The following is a 23,188-nucleotide window of genomic DNA, read 5'->3' as shown; positions in this document are numbered from 1 at the left end:
CATGTCCGAGACGCCAGCCATCGAGCTTCCCGATGGCGTCTACTGGGTCGACCAGTGTTACGAGATGACCGAGCGCCACCACCACATCTCGCCGTACCTCGTCGACGCCCCGGAGGGGTACGTGCTCGTGGAGACGGGGGCGATCGAACACCAGGACGTGCTCCGGGAGCGTATCGGCGAGGTGGTGGGCGACGCCGGTGTCGCCGCGGCCGTGTTCAGTCACTACGACCTCCCGCACGTCGCCAACGCGCGGGCGTTCCGTGAGGGCTGGGACTTCGACCTCTACACCTCCTTCAGCGGTACCTCCGCGTCGCCCGAGGCGCTGGGGATGGGCCCCTCGACGGGCGTGATGCACGACGAGACGCGGGAGATCTGCGGCCGGACACTCTCGTTCCCGTGGCCGCCGCTCGTCGACGCCGCCCACTCGATGTGGGTGTACGACCACGGCTCGAAGACGATGTTCGTCGCGGACATGGGGCACTACCACTGGCCCGGCGACTGTCGGGTGGTCTGCCGCTCGGTCGACGACCTCCCGAGCGTCGACGACATCCGCGCGTACAACGAGGACGCACTCCCGTTCGTGAAGTACCTCGACGCGGAGAAGATGCGCGGGGCGTTCGAGGAACTGGTCGACACGTACGACGTCGAGGTGTGGGCGCCGGTCCACGGCAACCCCATCGTCGGCGCGTCGACCATCGACGCGTACCTCGACCGCGCCGTCGAGGCCATCGCCGAGACGGCCGCGGCGAGCGCCCCCTGAGTCGGGCGCTCCGACCGTCTGTCAGTCTGCGGTCCCGCCGGCGACATCCGAGGGGACCGTGCCGTCGCGGTTCCACCCCCGTGCGTCGTAGTAGGCGTCGAGGGCGGCGTCGAAGCCGGGCAGGTCGTACGGGAGCCGGTCGTCGCTCCGGTCGAAGCCGCGTTCGTTGTTGAAGTACCGTTCGAGTTCGACGACGCGACCGCCGACGGCCAGCAGGGATTCGAAGTCGTCGTCGAACAGCTGCTCGAACCGCTCGTCGGTCATGATGCCGCGGGAGAACCGACAGACGACGCCGCAGTCTTCGAGCGCGCGCTTGTTCTCCAGTTCGACCAACTTCGCCGGTTTGTCCTCGAGCCCCTCGGGCGGGAACGCGAGGTCACCGCTGACGAGCGGATACTCGTAGGCGTAGAACGTCGAGTACATGTGGTCGGCGCCACGGTTGGCGGTGGCGAAGCCGAGGCCCTGCCCGTTGAGTTTGCGGCCGTCGTGCGCGGAGAACTCCATCCCCTTCACCGACCAGTCCTCGACACCCAGCGCTTCGTGCACGCGGTGGACCCCCTCGGCGAGCAGGTCGCCGACACCCTCGCGGTGGGCGATCTGCTCGACGAGTTCGTGGATCAACTCGCTGTTGCCGAACTCGTCTTCCGACGCGAGATACGCCGAGATCACGTCGCCACAGGAGATGGTGTCCATCCCGAAGTCGTCACAGAGCTTGTTCGACTTCATCACCGACACCACGTCGTCGACCATCGGGTTCGAACCGAACGCCATCACCGTCTCGTACTCGGGGCCTTCGGTCTCCAGTCCCGTCGCCTCGTCACGCGTCGGGAGCTTGCACGCGAACGCGCACTGCGAACAGGTCCCCTTCTTGTACTTCTTCGTCGCGACGGTGTCGCCGTTGATCCCCTCGGCACCGTCGAACTGGAGGCGTTCGAAGTACCGCGTGGGAAGCGCCCCGATCTCGTTCGCGAGGTCGGTGACGCTCGTCGTCCCCTGCTCCTTCATGATGCTGTCGGAGGTCGCCGCGTCGCGGTGGACCTCGGACTGGACGGGGGCGATGTCGATGTCGGGAGCGGAGTCGCCACCGAACGAGACGCACTTGACGTTCTTCGCACCGAGGACGGCCCCGAGGCCGCCACGACCGAACGCACGAGTCTCACTCGTCATGAGCGAGGCGAACCGGACCCGATTCTCGCCGGCCGGCCCGACGACGACGAGCTGGTCCTCGCCGATGTCGTGGCGTTCGGCCATCGCGGCGTCGACCTCGGGGACGGTCGCGCCCGCGAGCTCGGGCACCGGTTCGACGTCCACGCCGTCGTCGCGGACGTGGACGGCGACGAGGTCGTCGCTCTCGCCCGCGAGCTCGACGGCGCTGTAGCCGGTGTCGGCGAGGTGCCGGGAGACGAAACCGCCGGCGTTCGAAGAGAGAAGCCCGTTCGTGAGCGGTGAGAGCCCCGTGACGCTCGTCCGGCCGGTGAAGCTCATCTGGGAGGTCTGCAGCGGCCCGGTGGCGAACACGAGTCGATTCTCCGGCCCGAACGGGTCGGCGTCGAACGGGATACGGTCGAACGCGAGTTTCGTCCCGACCCCTCGACCGCCGATGAACGACTCGAGGACAGCGTCTACGTTCTCCTCGCTGGCCGAATGGGTCTCGAGGTCGACGCTGAGGAGTGGGCCTTTGGAACGAAGCATGGGCAGTAGATGCCTAGCACGGATATTAAGCACAACGGTGGGTTGACCCGGTGGCGGGGAACGGTCGGCTGGACTACCATCCCGACCCGATTCGTCGTCTTCGAACTCGTCCATCCGGGACAGCCGAGGGGTGTCAGGCGACGGAGCCGCCGTGCTGACACCCGACGTGCCCGTCCTCGCTAGTGTGACGGACGCCATCGTCTGTCATTCCAGTCGTTCCGCGATGCGGAACCCACTGCTTGACGAGCACGAAGGACCCCGTCGACCACTCGGTGTGGTAGTACGCGCCGCCGGGCCGGCACGAAGCGGAGACGCACCCACAGACGGACAGCAGCAGACGACCGGCAGAGCAGTCCACGCCCACCCATCCGGAGCTGCCGACGGCTCGTCGGCCGTTCGACCCGGCACCTGTCGTTCCCTGTTACGGAACAGCACGGCGCACGACGAGGGAGACGGCACACGGAGGAAAGGCGAAGAGGTGGGCAGAACCCGGGGACCCGTGGCGACCTTCCGGCCGAAGCGCGAGTGGTTCGAGGAGAGCGACTCGGACCGGCTGCCCGGCCCCGCGGACGAGGACGACCGCCGGTGCGGGCCGGGACCGATGGAGTCTCGGGACACCGCCACAAGAGCAAAGCACGCTGCCTCCGAGACGGCAGCTATGACCGCGAACACGGGTGTCGGCGGATGCTAGTCGCGGCCCGCGAGGAGGGCTATCGCATCGTCGGGCAGAACGAACACGCGACGATGGCCGGGCAGTTCGCCGACGGCTGGGGGGCCGACCGCGTCGCCGACCCAGAACCGGATGCGGCGATGCGAGCGGCGGGCTACACTCACGACAACGGCTGGTGGCCCTGGGACCTCTACCCGCATCTCGACGCCGACGGCGCGCCGATCAACCTCTTCGAGGTGCCGAGCGCGCGCTGGGAGGAGTTCTATGCAGCAGGTATCGAGAACGCCGTCAGGCTCGACCCGTACGTGGGCCTGCTCGTCTCGATGCACGGTGCGGGCGTCCGTCGGCGGCGCTACGGGACGGTCCCCTCGATGCCCGACCGGAGCGATGAGTACGCGGCGTTCGTCGACCACGAGGAGGAGCGACAGCGCCGGCTCGCGGACGCGCTCAACGACTCGGAGCACTACGGCGCGTACGTCACCGACGACGCCGTGGCGATGCTCGAGACGCTCCACGAGACGGGCAGCTACGACGGCGACACGCCGCTGTGGCGGAGCTACTGTCTGTTGCAGCTCTGGGACCGACTCGCGCTCCACTGCTGTCTCTACCCCACGCTCGAGTCGACCACGCTCGGCCCGGTGCCGGCCACGACGGGCTGGACCGACCTCGACGTGACGGCGGTCGACGACACCACGCTCGCGCTCGACCCCTACCCGTTCGACGTCGAGCCGCTCGTCGTCTCCGTCCGCGAGCGGACCATCCCTGCCCGCGAGTACGCGGACGAACGGGACCTCACGACGACCTACTACGCGGCCGACCTCGAGACGACGGAGTACACGTTCTCCGAATAACAAACGTACATTTGTTATCCCTTCTGGGGTCGGTCGCCGTCGCTGACGGGTCCACCGCGTCGTGCGTCGGTGAGCCTGTGTGACGGCCCGGGGCTGACTGGTCATCGTCTCGGCCACCTGTTCGTGGTCGCCACCGAATCCCTCGCGGTGGGCGTGGCCAACGTTTTTGTAGCACACTGGGGTAGGAACGGGTATGACTACCGAAAACACGTCAGAGTCCGACGCCGGGGGGAGACGGGTCAAGGTCGCACGACTCATCGACGAGTACGGCCTCGAGGGACTCGGCGGCGAACTCGAACGCCGGTGGACCGCGGAGGACGACTCGCGGCTGAGTCTGCGGGCGCTCGCGAACCACTTCAACAGACGACTCCTCTCCGACACCATCTCGCGCGCCGGCGTGCGGGCACTGGACGGGGACGCCGACAGCATCTACCGGGTGCTCACCGAGGACGACCCGAGCGGAGCCGACGCCACCCGGACTCGGCGTCGGCTGGAGCGCGAGGGCATCGACGTCGACACGCTGCTCGACGACTTCGTCTCCTACCAGGCGATCCGGACCTACCTCACCGAGTACCGCGACGCGGAGTACACCCGTTCGGAGCGGGACCGGGTCGAGGCGGAGAAGGAGAGTCTCCAGCGACTCAGAGGGCGGACGAGCGCGGTGACCGAGAGCAAACTGGAACAGCTCCGCGCGGGTGACCACCTCACCCTCGGCGAGTTCCGGACCATCGTGAGCACCAGCGTCGTCTGCGAGGACTGCGGCGGCCAGTACGAGGTGGTCGAGCTCCTCGACCGGGGTGGTTGCGACTGCGAGTGACCGCGAAGATTCCGCACCCACCCGCGTTATTCCAAACAGATTCCAAACGGAAGAGAGACAACACTTATGATACGAGTGGGCCATGGTAGGGGACAAGGGAAACTCACCAATCATGTCGAACAACGTAACAGTAGACGTCAGGAACATCGGGGGAATCGAGGAGACGTCGGTCGAGTTCTCGCCCGGGGTGACCATCCTGGTCGGCCGGAACGCGACGAACCGGACCTCGTTGCTCCAGGCAGTCATGGCGGGGCTGGGAAGCGACGACGTCTCCATGAAGGCGGACGCAGACGAGGGGGGCGTCGACATAACGGTCGACGGCACGACGTACACCCAGGAGCTGTACCGCCGGTCGCAGTCGGTCGTCACGGACGGGGAGCCGTACCTCGAGGACGCCACGCTGGCGGACCTGTTCGCCTTCCTCCTCGAGTCCAACGAGGCCCGGCGGACGGTGGCCCGTGGCGACGACCTCAGGGAACTCATCATGCGTCCGGTCGACACCGAGTCCATCGAGGCGGAGATATCACGCCTCGTCGACGAGCGCAAGGAACTGGAGGCAGAACTCGAGGAGATCGAGTCGCTGAAGGGGAAGCTCCCGGGGCTGGAGGAGGAGCGGACCCGGCTCGAGTCGAAGATAACGGAGACACAGGAGGAACTGGAGGCCAAGGAGGCCGAACTGGAGGCCGCCGACGCGGACGTCGAGGAGACGCGCGAGGAGGAGGCCGAACTGGAGGACCGACTGGCCGAGCTGCGCGAGAAGCGGTCGACGCTCGACGACGTCCGGTACGACCTCGAGACGGAGCGCGAGAGTCTCGAGGCGCTGGAGGCCGAGCGGCGTGAACTCGAGTCCGAGTACGAGGAACTGCCGGAGACACCCGCTGGCGAGATCGCCGAACTCGACACGGAGATCGGTCGGCTCCGCGATCGGAAGCAGCGACTCGAGACGGAGGTGAACGAGCTCCAGAACGTGATCGGGTTCAACGAGGAGATGCTGAACGGGGCGGCCGACGAGGTGTTCGAGGCGCTGGGGACCGCCGACACGGACGGCGGGCAGATAACGGACCAGCTCCTCGCGGACGACACCGTCTCGTGCTGGACGTGTGGGAGCGAGGTCGACGCCGAGCAGATAGAGCGGACGGTCGACCAGCTCCGCAAGCTCAGCCAGCAACACCTGAGCGAGGTGAACGACATCGACACCGAGATCGCTGACCTCCAGCAGGAACGCACCGAGCTCCAGCAGTCACAGCGCGACCGCGAGCGTATCGAGCGACGTCTCGAGGGCATCGAGGAGGAGGTCGAACGCAGCGAGTCGTCGGTCGAGCGGCTACAGGAGCGCCGTGCGGAACTCACCGAGACCATCGAGCAGGTCGAGGCGGAGGTCGACGAGATGGAGAGCGACTCCTACGGCGAGGTACTCGACCTGCACAAGGAGGCCAACCAGCTGGAGTACGAACTCGGCCGTCACGAGAACGACCTGGAGCGGGTCGAGGAGAACATCGCCTCGCTCGAACGCCGCATCGAGACGGAGTCCGAGGTCGAGCGCAAGCGCGAGGAGCTATCCGACGAGATAGCCGACCTCCGGACGCGCATCGAGCGCATCGAGCAGGAGGCTGTCGAGCAGTTCAACGAACACATGGACACCATCCTCGGCCTCCTCCACTACGACAACATCGACCGGATCTGGATCGAGCGTGTCGAGCGCGAGGTCCGGGAGGGGCGGCGCAAAGTGACCCGGAACGCGTTCGAACTCCACGTCGTCCGGTCCACCGCGTCCGGGACCGTCTACGAGGACACCGTCTCGAACCTGAGCGAGTCCGAGCGGGAGGTGACGGGCCTCGTCTTCGCGCTTGCGGGCTACCTCGCCCACGAGGTCCACGAGTCGGTGCCGTTCATCCTGCTCGACTCGCTGGAGGCCATCGACTCGGAGCGCATCGCTACCCTCGTGGACTACTTCGCCGAGTTCGCCGACTACCTGCTCGTCGCCCTCCTGCCGGAGGATGCGAGTGCGCTCCCGGCGGAGTACGAACGGCTGACCGAGATCTGAGGGCCGCCCGCCCCTCACCCTCGCGGGGCAGCCCGTCCGACGCGTTCGAGTTCGAGGAACGCCCAGCCCGGTCACGTACCGCCGCGTCGGGGGATTCGTGTGGTCGAGACGGACCACCCCGGACACGAGCGGGCCCACCCTGTCCCGATTCACGGAACGCGACGGTGCCGTCCGTGAGAGCGAGGCAAGCAGCGAACACGTCTGTCGCGTTCGGACGCGCGCGTCGTTCCGTCTGTCGGCCGTCCCGCAGAGCAGGTTCTGGACGACCTGTTCGCACGTGTCACCCTGCTGTCCTCGACCCGTTCCGAGTGGAGGGACGCCACGGTGGACTCGCCGGTGTGCCTCTCGCCCGCCGAGGGACGTGGACGGCGAGGCCGCGTTCCTCGACGACGAACTGGGCGTTCCACGATTCGCTGGGCGAGTCCCCGAGGACCACGACCCGGAGTCAACCGGTCGTGACGCGTCCCGCCCGGCCCGCACGCAGCCCGTGGCGTCGCTGTCGGTGCGAGTCGGTCAAAAACCGGGGGCCGGGCTGAGCCGGTCCGTTGCGCTATGGTTGGACGGTCACTGGTGAGACCGTGAGACAGCCGGCGAGCTCGGTACCCACACGTGTAATCTACCTTGTGGTACGTTAACTTTTCGGCGGTGACGGCCCCCGCACGAGGGGACGCTCGTGGGAGGCGACGAGTGTCGAACGGGAGCGACCCGGTAGAGGAGGTCGACGTGTCCGACGCGTCGGGGAACCACATGCCGAGAGCGTCGTTCGGCCCACAACAACTTCTCGCAACCGTTCTCGCTTGATTTCGTAGGCGGATCTCAACCGCCTACACTTATTTTCACCTACTCCGAACTACCGAAGCCGCTCACGAGTCGGGGAGCTGGGCTCGAACGAGAGCGCGCTACGGTTCGGTCGACCGACGGCCCGGACGACCTACCCGTTCGGCGTGTGGACGCCGTCGCCCGGCCCACCCGGTGAGAGGAAGTCGAACTGATCAGTCGAGACCTCGCCGTCGGCCCAGATCAGTCGGTCCTCCGTCGTCACGCCGAGGCCCTCGTAGACGTCGAACCGGTCGGCGTCGAGGTGGCCGGCCACGTCTGCGTCGGCGGCGGCGTCCGCGTCGGAGTAGGTGTTCCCGAACGTGAACTGCGTCGTCTCGCGGCCGAAGCGCCACGACTTCAGCCCACCCGTGATGACGTCCTCGCGGAAGCCACGCGAGGTCGAGCCGTCCATCGCCTCCACGTAGCACTGCATCGCGTGCGGGCCGTCCACGAGGCCGAGCAGGGCGTCGGCGTACGCGTTCCCGTCGGTGTAGTCGGTCTCGTCCGTCCGGGCGTCGAGGATGGCCTTGACGTACGTGAGGGCGTCACCCTCGCGGTGACGCTCGACCTCCACGACGGCGTCCTCGGAGACGGCGAAGACGCGGTCGGTCCCGAACAGCGTGAACTCGCCGTAGGACTCGGGTTGGTCGGTCGGGGTGCGGGTCGCCGTCTTCGGGCGGTCGGTGCGACTCTCGGTCCGGTCGTCGGTCCACCGCTCGCGGAACGCGTCCGGGTCGAACGACCCGAGGGCGACGGCGGCGTCGAAGCCGACCTCCACGGTCGCGTCGACCCGCTCGTAGTCCACGTAGCGCTCGTCCGGGCCGGCGTAGCGCGCCTCGGACTGGAGCCGGTCGGAGGCGTTCGGGTGGAGGTCGTCACGGCGTGCGCGGAGGGTCAGCGTGTCGTACACTTGGACGCCGTAGCCGTCACGGAGCGGCGTCGCGGCGGGGTCGGGGAGCCAGCGCAGGAACCGGACGTCACGAGCGGAGACCTGACCCGGGTCGGGCGTCGGTGTGGGCGTGGGTGACTCGTCGTCGCCCGTGGGTATCGTCTCGCCGAGACACCCGGCCAGCGCGGCCAGAGATCCGGCGCTCGACGCGGTGGCTACCGTGCGGAGGAGGGCACGTCGCGTAGGGGACACGGGCGGGACGTGGCGGACCAGAGACATAAGCCTTCCACCGCTGTGGGACCACGAACCGGCTGAAGACCTTTTAGGGTAGGGCCCCGACGACTCGGGTAACGACGCGGCTCGGGTCGCTCGCCACGGGGGAACGTGGGGCACCGTTCACGCCGCCTGTACCGGCAGGCGGGGTGGGCCCTCCGAGACTCGTGGGCCTGAGCGCCGAGCCGTCGAGACCGACCCAGCACCCACCGACCCGTGTCCAGAGAAGAGCCCACACCGACCGAGGCCGCCTTCGCGCAGGAGCGCCTGACACCGGAGACCGGCCCACAGATCTTCGCCGACAACGAGGGCCGCCGGCTCCGCGTCTACGACCCCATCGAGGAGACGGTGTTCACCCTGCTGCCCGGTGCGCCGGTCGCGCTGCGTGAGGCGTCGACCGACGCGTTCTACTTCCCGGTCACGACGGCCGCGGCCTTCCACGCGTTCCGCGTGGAGACGACGAAACTCGTCCAGGTGTTCGTCCGCGACGCTTCCGGCGACGTCGTCCGGAAGGTCGCCGCGGGCGAGTCGGCCGGACTCCCCGCGCCCGACGACGAGTACTCGCTCGAGGTCCCGAGCGTCGGCTGCAAGGTCTACCTCCGGACCGACGCCCCCGTCCGTGTCCTCAGCGACGACCGCGCGACGGTCGTCCAGTTCGACCCGGCCGCGACGGACGAGACGGACACGGCCGCCGACCCGCCGCTGGTGCGGCTCGGCGTGCGCTCGTTCCACGAGCGGCCGGCCGGCACCTTCGCCATCGACCAGACGGCCGAGAGCGTCCTGCAGGGCATCTCCCGGTTCGGGCAGGCGCTCAAGACCCGCTCGCCGGAGCGGACGTTCCCGACGCTCCGCGGGATGCCGGCCCTGTTGACGTTCACCGACCCCGACGACGGGGGCACCATCGACGGCCACGACCCGGTCGAGCCGGTCACTCGACTGGCGGACGTGCTCGCGGAGCGCGAGCAGGGCCGGACCACGGGGAGCGCGAGCGTCCGGCCAGAGCGACGGCCGTCCGTCGACGGGCGCACGCAGGCCCGGTCGAGCGACCGTCGGGCGCGGCTCCGGGTGCCGCCGGAGCCGACGTGGGTGTACCCAGTCACGTCGCTCGCGTACTACCTCGACGCCGAGGTGGTGCCGGAGCGAACCGGGGACGACCCGTCGCTCACCCTGTGTCCGCCGCCAGAGCAGGACCCGACGAGCGGGGTGCTCCTCGACCGGATCCGGGCTGTCGGGGACGAACCGCCGGTCTCGGTCCGGCTCGGGGGCCAGGACGACCCGGTCGACTTCCAGCACCGCGTCCACGACCTGCTCCGGCACCTGTTCACGCTCGACTGTCTGGTCCGGACCGGGTCGGCGGGGTTCTACCCGGACCAGCTGGCCGAGTACGAGCGCATCGAGTCGGCCCTCCCCGACTGGTTCGACCGGAACCTCCTCTACGGGGCCTCGTTCACGGCCCGGACGCGGGCCTACCTGACCATCCCGCCAGCGGTGACCGAGCCGGCGTGGCCCCGCTGGCGGCTCACGGTCGACGTACCGCCGAGTTTCGAGTACGCCCCGCTCCTGCCGTTCCTCGCGAACGAACTGGCACAGATACGTGTCTTCGACCCCGAGACGCAGTCTCCCGGCGAGTTCGACGTGGCGGACTGGGAGGGCGAGGACGAGGGCTGGGGTCGCCGGTGGGTCAGACGGTCGGTCCCGGCGGGCGATTCGACACAGCGAGACGCCATCGAGGACTTCCTGCGAGCCGACGCGTCGGTTCGAGACGGGGTCCGCGGCGGAGTCAGAGGTGGCGACACCGACACGGCCGCTCCCGACCGCATCCGCCTCCCCGACAGCGACAGCGTCGCGCAGGCGTGGGCGGGCGAGGGCCTCCCGGAGAACGCCGGGACGGTCAGCGCCGGGAGTTTCATGACCTACCTGGACCGGAGCGTCAGCGACCGGCCACGCACCCGCGTGGTCGTCGTCTGCAACGACGACGAGATGCGCGCCGAACAGGACGTCACCGACATCTACGGGACTCGCGACCACCTCGCGTTCGACATCGACATCCACGAGTCGCTCGAGGTCGCGGAGATGCGGGACCTGCTGACCGAGGAGACCGACTTCCTGCACTACATCGGCCACGTCCGGCCCGAGGGGCTGGAGTGTGCGGACGGCCACCTCTCGCCCGAGGACATCGCCACGCTCGACGTGGGGTGCAACGCGTTCGTCCTGAACGCGTGTGCCTCCTACGCCCCGGCACAGGCCCTCGTCGAGGCCGGCGCGCTCGCCGGCGTCGGGACCCGGACGGAGGTGTTCAACACGGCCGCGACGGAGATCGGCCGGGAGATGGCCCGCCTGCTCAACGGCGGGTTCCCGTTCGAGGTTGCCGTCGAGTGGATCGAGGAGCAGTACCCGCTGAGCGGCCAGCTCTACATGACGTTCGGGAACGGGTCGCTCTCGCTGGTCCAGCACGGGGGCGGGACGCCGCTCGTCGCACGGGTGACGCCGCGTGAGGACGGCGAGTTCGACGTGGCGCTGGAGGGTTACGGGACGCGACGGTACGGGTTGGGGAGCCATACGACAGTACACCTCGGTCCACAGGATGTGAGTTACCTCAACTCAGGCGACCTCGACACGTTCCGTGTCGACGAGCCGACGCTCGATTGGTTCCTCAATCTCGACCCGATGCCGGTCAGGGAGACGCGGAGCGGCACCTACGGGTGGTCGGATGAAGTCAGCGCCGCCGACCTCCGCAGCGAGGCAGAACAGGCTGGTGACTGGGAAGCGGAGTAGCCGGTAGAGGAGCCCGTCTTGCCACGGCCGATGGCGGCCGCTCGGCGAATCGATGACTCGGACAGGAGCGAAGAGACCGGTCTGCGCACGGCAAGTGTGTTCGCGAACACGACGGTACGACACACGGCGCTCGTCGGGCGTGACTGGCGGTAGTGTTCAGGGGCCGGCGACGGTCGAGGCCTGACTCGCGATAGCACTGCCACTCTGCGAGAGGAGCAGCAGCAGCGTGAACAGCGCGCCCATGAAGCGGGGGTGGTCACGGAGGAACTCGGAAACGGTGCTCTCGGAATCCAGTTCGGCCGTCTGGGTCTGGGTCTGCGACATACATGACCACAATTCGGCGGCGCTTGAATGAATTTATCTGATAGTTTCTGAGAGAAAAATACTGTATCTTTAGCCAGATAATTAGAGGGCGGAATTAATCGATGGCCGAAACTGGACCCAGTCACACGCGGGCAGGCCGACCACGAGAACGACTGTTGCGGCCAGATTTCACGACTGGCTCCGAGAATCGAACCCAGAGCATCTCCTTCGGTCACACGTACGAGATGCGCTCGACGGTGCCGCCGCCGGAACCGCCTGCCGAGGAGCGCTACACCGGCTCGAGGCGGACGACAGTGAACCGCTGGAGGCGACGAGACGGAACGACCGGGCCACGACGTCAGTCGCTCGTGCCCGACGAGAGTTCCATCGGGGTAGCTGCCTCGCGATACCGCTCGTACAGGTCGAGGGCCCACTCGCGGGCCCCGGGGTCGGCCGTGTCGACGAACGCGCGTAACATCCCGGTCTCGGGGTCGTACCCACCCAGGCCGACCCGGTCGTCGAAGACGGCGAGGCCGAAGGGGAGGTCCTCGTGGGTCGAGAGGGTGAGATGCCCACTCTCGACGGCCGCCGCGATCTCCGCCGCGTAGGTGTCGACGATGTCCTCGACGACCGACGGGAGGTACACGACGTCGGTCTCCATCCCCCCGAGGATCTCGTCCCGGATCTCGTCGACGTAGATGGGCGCGATCGTGGTGGTGTCGAAGCCGTACAACGTCTCCGAGTCCACGAGCAGTTCCATGAACCGTGCGACCGGGCCGTAGGGATTCGTCGGCTCCGTCTCCGTCACCTGCGCCCGCTGGAACAGGCCGACGTCGAGTTCGACCGGGAGGTCGGGAGTCGTCTCGAGGAACGGCTTGAGGTGTCCGGCGGCACGGACACGACGCCGGTACGCCGCCACCTCGTCGGCGACCGTCTGTCCGAACGTGGTGAGCTCGAACTCGTTCCCGCGCTGCTCGACGATGTCACGGGCTTCGAGTGCCCTGACGATACGGTGGATGGTCGTTCGAGAGACGTCGAGTCTCTCCATCAGCGCGGCCCGGTCCATGGGGCCGTCCCGGAGCGCCGTCAGCGCGTCTCCGCGCTTGATGCCCGCCAAGGGCAGCCCGCCGTCGTCCGGTCCGGCAACGTCCATTAACCTCAACTGGACGAGAGTTACGATAACTGTTCGTACTCCGGGCCTGTTTCGGCTTCCGGAACGCGTCCGGGTCCCGAACGACACCCGGTGGCTGCATATATCGACCGAGGAAGGGAGAGTATCCTAATGCCTGAACTATCGGTTCGCACCTCCTTGCTGTCGTTTCTCGGTGGCGCGTTCGACACACTCGCTCCGGTCACGCTCGCCGCGCTCGTCGTACTCTCCGTCGTCGTCGGGCCGGCGGGAGCCGCACTCGGCACCCCTGCACTTGCGGCCGACAAACGGGGGCCGGTCGGCGGTGACGCCGTCCACACGCCGACCGGTGACTCCCGGACCGTCGAGGAGACGGCCGTCTCGCTCGACACGGCGACCGTAGCCGGGTCCTCTACGACGGGGCCGACGCTCGACGCCGACGACTGGGGCACCGCCGGCCGCGACCCGGGGCGAACCGGAGCCAACCCGAACGCCTCCGGGCCGCAGAGCGACCCGGACGCCCGCTGGGTCTACGCCTTCGACGGCGACACCAGCGACGTCCCCCCCGTCGTCGCGGATGGCCTCGTGTTCGTCCCCGGACAGGAGACACTGCGGACGGTGGACAGTAACACCGGTGCGCAGGTCTGGAACCTCAGTGGCCTCGACGTCGACAGCGTGGCCGTCTCGGAGGGCGTGGTGGTCACGACCGAGGTCGACTACTCCGGCGACGAGATCCGCGCGTACCGCGCGACCGACGGCACCGAGCTGTGGAACGTCACCGCCTTCGAGGCCGACGCGACGGTGATCAGCGACGGCACGCTCTACGCCGCTCGTGGGGAGTACCTGTACACGTACGACCTCCAGACGGGCGCGGCGGGCTGGTCCGTCGACGTGAACGATGACGTCTCGCTCGGCCTGTCGGCGGCCGACGGGACGGTCTACGCCACGGGACGGGTGAACGACCGCGACTACGCAGTCTACGCGCTGAACGCGAGCGACGGCCGCGAACGCTGGCAGTTCGAGATGGAGGGCCCAGTCACGATGCCGCCAGTCGTCGGCGACGGGTCGGTGTACGTTGGGGCCGGCTCTGCGCTCCGCGACCAGTCGACTACGGACCACGACCCGAAGTTCTACCGCCTGAACGCCACCGACGGTCACGTCGAGTGGATGTTCGACCTGAACACGCGACCGACCGGGGCTGCCGTCGCGGACGGGTCCGTCTACCTCGCGTCGGGGAACACCGTCCACGCGCTCGACGCGTCGGCGGGCCAGCGGGCGTGGCGCCACCGGCTCCCCGCGAGCCTCGACCACGGCCTCAGCTACGTCAGGACGGACGCCCGGTCGCCGGCCGTCGCCGACGGGACCGTCTACGCGGTGAACAACCGTGGCCACGTGGTCGGGCTGGACGGGGCGACCGGGACGCGGCTGTGGCAGTACCGTCTCGACGGCGCCGCGACCGAGTTGGCGGTCGCCGACGACCGGGTGTACGCCCACGTCCTCGACGGGGACCGGACCCGTGTCTACGCTCTGGAGGACTCGCCGTTCCGGTTCTCCGGGGTCGGTGCCTCCGCGACGACCGTCGCACCGGGTGAGCAGTTCACGGTCGACGTGACGGTGGAGAACGTCGACAGCGAGAGCCGGAGTTACGACCTCTCGCTGGTGGCGGACGCGCCGTTCCCGGGCGACCGGTGGACGCTGGACCGCACGAACGGCACGCTCGCACCCGGTGCCACCACCACGCTGACGTTCACGGCGGCACTCCCGAGCGCGGCCGCCTGGAACCTCTCCGTCCAGCGGCGACTCGAATCCGACCTCGCGGCCGGCCCGGTCACCGTGGACGTCGTCCACGCCGGTCCCGCCGACGCGTGGCCGATGGGTGGCTTCGCCGCGAATCGGACCGACGCCAACCCGGACACCGACGGGCCGTCACGGCACTTCCAGGAGGCCTGGAACGTCAGCAACACCGACGAGGACACCACGCCCGTCGTCGCCGACGGCTCCGTCTTCGTCGTCCGCCACGAGAACCGATACAGCGGCGGGGCGGACGTCCACACCGTCACCGCGTACGACACAGCGGCGGGCACGGTCCAGTGGGAGTACAACTTCACGGCAGAGAACCGGGTCCCCTCGGGGTCGCCGGCGGTCGTCGACGGCACGGTCTACGTCGCCACGACGCCCTACCTGTTCGCGGAGGGAGCCGGCGCCATCGAGCACGGCTCCGTGTACGCCTTCGACGCGGCGACCGGGACCCGGACGTGGAAGCAGTCGGTGTCGATCAACGTCAGCACGGGCGACGACCACGGCCCAATCGTCGCCGACGGACGGGTCTACGTCGCCGGCAACGTCTACGAGCAGAACGACTACTACGAGAACGCGTCGGTCGTCGCGCTGGACGCGGCGACCGGGACCCCGGTCTGGTCGTACTCGAACGCCGAATTCCGGCTGCAGGACTCCTACCGCACCTACGCCGCCGGCGAGGGGTACGTGTTCGTGACTGCCATGGACGAGATCGAGACAGCGACGTACGAGGACGAACTCCACGTCTTCGACGCGGCGACGGGCTCGCTGGCCTGGACGACGGACTCGCTGGGTCTCGGCGTCGATCAGGACGAGACGCCCGTCGTCACCGACGGCCTCGTGTTCGTCGTCGACGAGTCGACGAACGCGGCGGGCGAGCCGGCCGAGGAACTGGTCGCCCTCGACGTCGCGACCGGGGCCGAGCAGTGGCGTTTCACCCCCTCGAGCGTCCAGAACTACTACGGCGGTGGCGACGACGGCTGGCGACTCCGAAAGCCCGCGGTCCACGATGGTACGCTCTACGTCCGACAGACCGCCTACTCGGACCGCGACGCGAACCGCCTCCACCGGCTCGACGCGGCGACCGGGACCCCGAACTGGAACGCGAGCACGAACTTCCTCTCGCGCATCCAGGTCGTCGACGGCGTCGTCTACGGAGCCGAGACCACCTTCGACCCCGGCTACACGCGTCTCTACAGCGCCGAGGACGGCGAGCGGCTCGGTCACAGTGGCCAGGGCCTCTCGCTGTCGGTCGTCGACGGGACCGTCTACGCCTACGACGACTGGTCGGGACGGTTCCGTGCGCTCGTCGAGGGCGGCGCCATCGAGTTCACCGACCTCTCGGTCGACTCGGGCGTGGCTGGCGTCGGCGAGAACGTCACCGTCACCGCGACGGCGACCAACGTCGGGACGCTCGCCCGAGAGTACGACGTGAACCTCGCGGTCGCCCCGGACGAGAGCCACTACGTCTACGACTACGTCGGCCGGACGGGGACGCTCGCGCCGGGCGAGCACACGACGGTCAGCTGGACCGTGAAGGTCCAGCACCGGGGCGACTTCGTGTTCACGCTCCAGCCGAACGAGGGTGAAGACTCACTGGAGCGGTTCATGTACGACCGGGCCGGGAGCGCTACCGTCGCCGTCGGAGACGCTGCGGACGGGGCGGTCGTCGACCTCGGCGGCCCGCGTTCGCTCGCCCCCGACGCCGGTTCCTGGCCGACCGAGGGCTTCGACGCAGGGAACGCCGGCGGCTCCAGCACCACCGCGCCGACGGCGGTCGGTGCGAACGTCGTGGACTGGACCGTCGACCACTCCAACGAGTGGTCCAGCGGGCCGACGGTGGCCGCAGACACCGTCTTCGTCGGCGGGCGCGACGACAGCGGTACCGAGTCGGTGTTCGCCTACGACGCCACCGACGGGTCGCTCCGCTGGCAGTACCAGACCCTCGACGACGTCGAGGTCCCGCCCGCGTACGCTGGGGGACACCTCTACGCGGTCACCGCCTACGGCACGCTCTACCAGCTGGACGCCACGACCGGCGAGCGTCTCTGGACGTTCGACGTGGGCGACGACGGCGGCCTCGCCGTGGTCGACGACGTGCTCTACGTCGCCGGAGAAGGCCCCAGTGAGGACCGGCTCTACGCGCTGAACGCGACGACGCGAGAACGTCTCTGGACGTTCGCCACGCCCGACTCGGGGTACGGGATGACCACGCCTGCCGTCGTGGGTGGGTCGGTGTACCTCACGAGCGACGACGGCCACACGTACGCGCTCGACGCAGCGACCGGCACCGAACGGTGGAACCGGAGCATCGCCGGCGCAGGGTCGCGGCTCCACGCACCGGTCGTGAAGGACGGCGTCGTCTACGTCGACGATGCCGCGTACGGCAGTACTGACGGGAGTATCTACGCGCTCGACGCGGCGGACGGGAGCACGGTCTGGCGCGTCCCGGCGAACGTCGACGGCTACACCGGGGCCTCCCCCGCGCTGGCGAACGGGACGCTGTACCTCACCGCCGACGGGGCGGTCCGGGCCCTCGACGCGTCGACCGGCGACGCGCGCTGGAACACGACGGTGTGTGCGGCCGCCGAACACTCGCTCGCCGCCGCCGGCGGCGTGGTGTACGTCCCGATGGCCGACAGCACCATCCGGGCCTACGACGCCGACACGGGCGAGTTGGTGTGGCGCTACGGTGCGTACGGCGAGGCGTCGTTCACGCCGGCCGTCGCGGACGGCGTCCTCTACACGACGGGGCTGGAGAACGCCGACGACACCTACTCGCTCGCGGCGCTCCGTGGTGGGACGACCGACCAGCCGTCGGCGCTCTTCGAGTACACCGGACTCACCGTCTCCGACCGGAACGCCTCGACTGGCGAGTCGGTCACCGTCGAAGCGACCGTCCGGAACCTCGGTGCCGCCGCCTGCCCCTACACCACGAACCTCTCGGTCGACGGGAGCGTCGTCGACACCACGAACGGCACGGTTGGGACGGGCTACGACGACGAGGCGACGGTGACGTTCACGCACGCGTTCGCGAACACGGGCACGTACGACGTGACCGTCGCGGACCTGCCGCCGGTCCAGGTGGACGTCTCGGAGCCCTCGGCTGATCCGGTCGTCTCGCCCACGACCCGCGACTTCGGTGACGTCGCCGTCGGAGAGACGGTCGACCGGTACGTCCAGATAACGAACGAGGGGACGGAGACGCTCTACATCGACGGCGCGACGGTCGGCGGGACGGATGACGCCGACTACCGCATCCTGAGCGGCCCGCAGACGAACGTGTATCCGGGGGACAGCGCGACCGTCTGGCTGCGGTTCGCGCCGACCGCGAGCGGGACGAAGACCGCGAGCCTCGACGTCGACACCCTGTTCTCGGGGACCGTCACGGCGACGCTCACCGGCGTCGGCGTCGGCCCCGCCGAGGTCGACGTCTCGCCGGCGAGTCACGAGTTCGGCGACGTCGAGGTCGGTAACAGCACGACGACGATCGTGACCGTCTCGAACGTCGGTGGCTCGTCGCTCTCGTTCGACGGGGCCAGTCTCTCGGGGACCGCCGCGACCGCCTACGGCGTCACGGACGGGGGCGGCACGACGACCATCCCGGCCGGCGGGGCACACGACGTCACTGTCGAGTTCGCCCCCGAGTTCACCGGGGCGGCCGACGCGACACTCACCCTCTCGACGAACGACACCGACGAACCGACGGTGAACGTCGCGCTGTCCGGTACCGGAACGCTCGTCGGCCAGAACCGACCGCCGACCGTGGCCACCGACCGCTATACGGTCTACGCGGGCGAGTGGCTGAACGTCAGTGCCCCCGACGTCCTCACGAACGACGCCGACCCGGACGGGGATTCGTTCGACGCGAGCCACCACAGCGCTCCCGACAACGGGACGCTCGAGTCGTTCTACGCCAGCGGCGGCTTCGAGTACCGCCCGGACCCCGGTTTCACCGGCACCGACTCGTTCGTCTATCGCACGCAGGACAGCGAGGGGGAGTACTCGGCGTACACCACGGTCACCATCGAGGTGCTCCCGGACCCGAACCGGGCGCCCGAGGCCGTCGACGATTCCTACTCGGTCCACGCCGGCCAGTGGCTCAACGTGAGCGGGCCCGGTCGGCTGGCGAACGACCACGACCCGGACGGTGACTCGTTCGACGCGAGTCACCACGGCGACACCGACAACGGCACACTCCACCGCTCGGCGCAGGACGGGAGTTTCCAGTACCTCCCGGACGACGGCTTCGTCGGCACCGACTCCTACGTCTACCGCGTTCAGGACGAAGCCGGCGAGTACTCCTCGTTCGCCACCGTCACCATCGAGGTACTCCCCCCGACGAACCGCGCCCCGACCGCGGTCCCGGACACGTACACCGTGCGGCAGGGCACCTGGCTGAATGTGAGTGGTCCCGGTCGCCTCACCAACGACTACGACGTCGACGGCGACACGTTCGGCGCGAGCCACCACGGCTCGCCGAGCCACGGTACGCTCCACCGCTCGGCACAGGACGGGAGTTTCGAATATCTCCCGGACGACGGCTTCGTCGGCACCGACTCCTACGTCTACCGCATCCGCGACGCCGAGGGCGAGTACTCCTCGTTCGCAACCGTCACCATCGAGGTGCTCCCGTCGAACCGGGCGCCGACGGTCGGCCCGGACCACTACGCCACCCTCGCCGGCGAGTGGCTGAACGTGAGCGGCCCCGGTCGGCTGGCGAACGACTACGACGTCGACGGCGACGACTTCGACGCGAGCCACCACGGAGACACCGACAACGGCACGCTGCATCGCTCCGCACAGGACGGCAGCTTCCAGTATCTCCCCGACGACGGCTTCGTCGGCACCGACTCCTACGTCTACCGTGTCCGCGACGACGACGGCGAGTACTCCACGTTCGGGGCAGTCGCTATCGAGGTCGTCGACCCGGCCACGACCGCACCGGTCGCGGTCCCCGACCACTACACGGTCTACGAAGGCCGGTGGCTGAACGTGAGCGGGCCCGGTCGGCTGGCGAACGACCTCGATCCGAACGGGGACGTCTTCAGCGCGAGTCACCACGGCGACACCGACAACGGCACACTCCATCGCTCCGCACAGGACGGCAGCTTCCAGTACCGGCCCGACGACGGCTTCGTCGGCACCGACTCCTACGTCTACCGTGTTCGGGACGAAGACAGTGAGTACTCCTCGTTCGCCACCGTCACCATCGAGGTGCTCCCGGACCCGAACGCGACGGCGAACCGGGCGCCGGTCGCTACGGCCGACCGCTACACGGTCTACGAGGGCGAGTGGCTGAACGTGAGCGGCCCCGGTCGCCTGGCCAACGACCGTGACCCGGACGGCGATTCGTTCGACGCGAGCCACCACGGCGACACCGACGACGGCACGCTCTACCGCTCGGCACAGGACGGGAGTTTCGAATATCTCCCGGACGACGGCTTCGTCGGCATCGACTCCTACGTCTACCGCGTCCGCGACGAGCACGGCACGTACTCGGCTTTCGAGACGGTCACCATCGAGGTACTCCCGGACCCGAACCGGCCGCCGCAGGCCGTCGACGACTCCTACTCGGTCCACGCGGGCGAGTGGCTGAACGTGAGCGGCCCCGGTCGCCTGGCCAACGACCGCGACCCGGACGGCGATTCGTTCGGCGCGAGCCACCACGGCGACACCGACAACGGCACGCTCCACCGCTCGGCGCAGGACGGGAGCTTCCAGTACCTGCCGGACCCCGGCTTCGTCGGCACCGACTCCTACGTCTACCGCATCCGCGACGCCGAGGGCGAGTACTCCTCGTTCGCCACCGTCACCATCGAGGTGCTCCCCCCGACGAACCGCGCCCCGACCGCGGTCTCGGACGAGTACGTCGTCGTTCAGGGTGAGACGCTCACGGTGGACGCCCCCGGTCGGCTGGCGAACGACTACGACGTCGACGGCCACACTTTCGACGCGAGCCATCACAGCGACCCCAACAACGGTACGCTCCATCGCTCCGCGCAGGACGGGAGTTTCAGCTACACGCCCGATCCCGGTTTCGTCGGCGTCGACTCCTACGTCTACCGCATCCGCGACGCCGAGGGCGAGTACTCCACGTTCGTCCCGGTGACCGTCACCGTCGTCGACGCCTCCAGCTCCGGGGTCGCCGACGTCGTGGTCACCCCGACCGACCTCGAGTTCGGGACCGTTCCCGCCGGCGGGAACGCCACGAAGACAGTCACCGTCGCCAACGTCGGCGACCGGAATCTGACCGTCTCGGGCACGGCGCTCTCGGGCCCGAACGCCAGTGCGTTCGAAGTGGTTTCGGGTACTGGATCGGCGGTGCTCGGCTACGGCGGCACCCACGAACTCACCGTGGCGTACGCGCCGACAGCCACCGGCCCGGCCGAGGCCACGCTTACGGTGCTCTCGGACGACCCGGACGAGCCCGAAGTCGAGGTCACCCTCGGCGGCACCGGTGAAGACGCCGACGCCCCGACCGTCCACGACGTCGCGGTGACGGGCGCCGCACGTGACGGGTCGACCGTCTACGCGAACGAGAGCGTCGACTTCACCGTCGACGCCACCGACGCGACCGGGACAGTCGACGCCGTGCGCGTGACACTCGACGCCCGGTTCACCACCTTCGAGGAGACGGTTGACGCGACGTACGACGCGGGGACCGACGACGGGACGGCCTCGAAACCCATCGGGTCTCTCGACGGCGGCACCGAGTCCGGCAGCGTCGAGTACGACTCGGCGACCGGCGACTGGACGGCCTCGATTCCAACCAGTCGACTCCCCGACGACGGCGCGTACGACGTGGTCGTCACGGCCGTCGACGACCGGGGCAACCGCCGGACCGTCGCGGCTGCCGACCGGGTCGTCGTCGACCGTGCGGTCCCGAACGTGCCGGCGACGGTCACCCGGCTGAACGCGACCGCCGCGGCGGTGACCGTCGCGCCGGACGAACCGGTCCGACCGGGATCGCTCACCCTCGATGTCGAGCGACCAGACGGCACAGTCGTCCCGGTCGCCCTGACCGACGAGGGGGGCCACTGGAACGGGACCGTCACGCTCGCCGGCGAGGGGCAGTACGGCCTCGTCTCGGCGGGCGCCGACCTCGCGGGGAACCGCGGCAACGACACCGCGACGGCACTCGTCACGACCGCCAGCACGGACGCGAACGGTACCATCACCGTCCGGCTCGTGCCCTCGGGCCTGTTCGTCAGGTTCACCGCGAGCCAGACGGTGACCGACACGTTCGTCACGGTGACCGAGAGCGACTCGCCACTCGCCCCGCTCGCAAGTGAGCCCTCGGGCGTGGCGTTCCTCGACGCGGAGATCGGGAGTCAGCTCTCGGCGAACCTCGACCACGCCCTCGTCGGTGTCCCCGTGAACCGGTCGCGACTCGCGTCCGGCACCGACGTTGAGGACGTGACCGTCCGCTTCTACAACGAGACGACCGGCCGGTGGTCGGACGTGCCGACGACCGTCGAGAACGTCACCGTCGACGGGACGACCGACGAGTACTGGGTCGCGACCGTGACCCACTTCTCGACCTACGGGGCGGTCGCGAGCGACCGCGCGCCGCCGACCGTCACGGCGACGATACCGTCGGACGGTGAGGAGCTGCCGGCCGGGACCACGGCCGCGACGCTCCGGGTCGAGTACGCGGACGCACTCAGCGGCGTGGAAACGGGTCGGGTCGGGGTGCTGTTCGACGGCGCGCTGGTCACGACCGACCCCGCGACCACCGTCACGAGCACGTTCACCGAGTTCGAGGCGACCGGGCTGACGGACGGTTCCACACACACGCTGGAGGTCGTCGTCGTCGACCGGGCGGACAACACCCACACCGAGACGCTGACGTTCACCGTCGGCTCCGAATCCGGTGACACGGGGTCGCCCACGACGGGGGACGACACGACGCCGGACGGGAGCGACAGCGACGGGCGGGACCCGGAGCCCACGCCGACCCCCACCCCGACGCCAGCGCGGACTCCGGCACCTGAACCGACACCGACGCCGACACCGGCGGTGACGCCCACGGCCACACCGACCGTCACGGTGACCGTAACCACGACCCCGACGCCGACCACGGCCGTCACGCCGACGGCGTCGTCCACGGCGTCACCGACGGCGGCGACCGCGACCGTCACGACGACCGAGACTGGGTCACCGACGGCACCCACCACGGCCACGTCGGCGGCCGATGGCCCCGGGTTCGGGCCGTGGACGGCGCTCCTCGGGCTCCTGCTCGGACTGCTGGGGCTGCGGCGGCGGACGAGACGTGGGCGATCGGAGCAGCCGTAGTGTCGCGGGCGCGACGACCGCTCGGCCCGGTACGCCCGCCGGCCGGCGACCGACCACTTATTGTGCCGCCT

General features: G+C 69.1%; 10 protein-coding genes. 6 read left to right on the top strand and 4 right to left on the bottom strand.

Annotation, left to right across the window (positions count from 1 at the left end):
* The first annotated feature begins 1 nt into the window (after window position 1).
* Window positions 2-760, top strand: a complete 759-nt coding sequence (locus N0B31_RS20155) for an MBL fold metallo-hydrolase (RefSeq protein WP_260593439.1) — start codon at window positions 2-4, stop codon at window positions 758-760.
* Between the two features lie 21 nt (window positions 761-781).
* Here the strand turns inward: N0B31_RS20155 and N0B31_RS20150 are convergent, their stop codons facing one another.
* Window positions 782-2,452 (bottom strand): aldehyde ferredoxin oxidoreductase family protein, encoded by a 1,671-nt coding sequence (locus N0B31_RS20150; protein WP_260593438.1) that lies wholly within the window; start codon window positions 2,450-2,452, stop codon window positions 782-784.
* Between the two features lie 684 nt (window positions 2,453-3,136).
* On the opposite strand from N0B31_RS20150, the gene N0B31_RS20145 reads away from it, so the two are divergent.
* The 3 genes from N0B31_RS20145 to N0B31_RS20135 all read left to right on the top strand — a co-directional run bounded on the left by N0B31_RS20145 (window position 3,137) and on the right by N0B31_RS20135 (window position 6,834).
* On the top strand, window positions 3,137-3,973 hold the full coding sequence (locus N0B31_RS20145; RefSeq protein ID WP_260593437.1) for a DUF3891 family protein: 837 nt from the start codon (window positions 3,137-3,139) through the stop codon (window positions 3,971-3,973).
* A gap of 193 nt (window positions 3,974-4,166) precedes the next feature.
* Window positions 4,167-4,790 carry a rod-determining factor RdfA gene (gene rdfA / locus N0B31_RS20140; protein ID WP_260593436.1) on the top strand — a complete coding sequence of 208 codons (624 nt, stop codon included), beginning with the start codon at window positions 4,167-4,169 and terminating at the stop codon, window positions 4,788-4,790.
* A 112-nt stretch (window positions 4,791-4,902) separates the two neighbouring features.
* The gene (locus N0B31_RS20135; protein ID WP_260593435.1) at window positions 4,903-6,834 is read left to right on the top strand and encodes an archaea-specific SMC-related protein; all 1,932 of its coding nucleotides are present in this window, start codon (window positions 4,903-4,905) and stop codon (window positions 6,832-6,834) included.
* Window positions 6,835-7,765: 931 nt separating this feature from the next.
* On the opposite strand, the gene N0B31_RS20130 is transcribed toward N0B31_RS20135, so the two are convergent.
* Window positions 7,766-8,794 (bottom strand): hypothetical protein, encoded by a 1,029-nt coding sequence (locus N0B31_RS20130; RefSeq protein WP_260593434.1) that lies wholly within the window; start codon window positions 8,792-8,794, stop codon window positions 7,766-7,768.
* 237 nt (window positions 8,795-9,031) lie between these two features.
* On the opposite strand from N0B31_RS20130, the gene N0B31_RS20125 reads away from it, so the two are divergent.
* Window positions 9,032-11,590, top strand: a complete 2,559-nt coding sequence (locus N0B31_RS20125) for a hypothetical protein (RefSeq protein WP_260593433.1) — start codon at window positions 9,032-9,034, stop codon at window positions 11,588-11,590.
* Between the two features lie 156 nt (window positions 11,591-11,746).
* Here N0B31_RS20125 and N0B31_RS20120 read toward each other — a convergent pair whose 3' ends face one another.
* The gene (locus N0B31_RS20120) at window positions 11,747-11,914 is read right to left on the bottom strand and encodes a DUF7503 family protein (protein WP_260593432.1); all 168 of its coding nucleotides are present in this window, start codon (window positions 11,912-11,914) and stop codon (window positions 11,747-11,749) included.
* A gap of 337 nt (window positions 11,915-12,251) precedes the next feature.
* Window positions 12,252-13,046, bottom strand: a complete 795-nt coding sequence (locus tag N0B31_RS20115; protein ID WP_260593431.1) for a helix-turn-helix transcriptional regulator — start codon at window positions 13,044-13,046, stop codon at window positions 12,252-12,254.
* Window positions 13,047-13,175: 129 nt separating this feature from the next.
* Between N0B31_RS20115 and N0B31_RS20110 the strand changes: the two genes are divergently transcribed.
* Window positions 13,176-23,117 (top strand): outer membrane protein assembly factor BamB family protein, encoded by a 9,942-nt coding sequence (locus N0B31_RS20110; protein WP_260593430.1) that lies wholly within the window; start codon window positions 13,176-13,178, stop codon window positions 23,115-23,117.
* The last annotated feature ends 71 nt before the right edge of the window (window positions 23,118-23,188 follow it).

Origin of the sequence: Salinirubellus salinus (assembly GCF_025231485.1) — an archaeon.
In the GTDB taxonomy this organism is placed as follows: domain Archaea; phylum Halobacteriota; class Halobacteria; order Halobacteriales; family Haloarculaceae; genus Salinirubellus; species Salinirubellus salinus.
The sequence above is the reverse complement of the archived record's forward strand: the minus strand, read 5'-3'. Positions and strand labels throughout refer to the sequence as shown.

Excerpts from the sequence above, each read along its gene's own strand:
- N0B31_RS20155 (WP_260593439.1), top strand. The coding sequence starts at position 2 with ATGTCCGAGACGCCAGCCATCGAGCTTCCCGATGGCGTCTACTGGGTC.
- N0B31_RS20150 (WP_260593438.1), bottom strand. The coding sequence starts at position 2,452 with ATGCTTCGTTCCAAAGGCCCACTCCTCAGCGTCGACCTCGAGACCCAT.
- N0B31_RS20145 (WP_260593437.1), top strand. The coding sequence starts at position 3,137 with ATGCTAGTCGCGGCCCGCGAGGAGGGCTATCGCATCGTCGGGCAGAAC.
- rdfA (WP_260593436.1), top strand. The coding sequence starts at position 4,167 with ATGACTACCGAAAACACGTCAGAGTCCGACGCCGGGGGGAGACGGGTC.
- N0B31_RS20135 (WP_260593435.1), top strand. The coding sequence starts at position 4,903 with ATGTCGAACAACGTAACAGTAGACGTCAGGAACATCGGGGGAATCGAG.
- N0B31_RS20120 (WP_260593432.1), bottom strand. The coding sequence starts at position 11,914 with ATGTCGCAGACCCAGACCCAGACGGCCGAACTGGATTCCGAGAGCACC.
- N0B31_RS20115 (WP_260593431.1), bottom strand. The coding sequence starts at position 13,046 with ATGGACGTTGCCGGACCGGACGACGGCGGGCTGCCCTTGGCGGGCATC.
- N0B31_RS20110 (WP_260593430.1), top strand. The coding sequence starts at position 13,176 with ATGCCTGAACTATCGGTTCGCACCTCCTTGCTGTCGTTTCTCGGTGGC.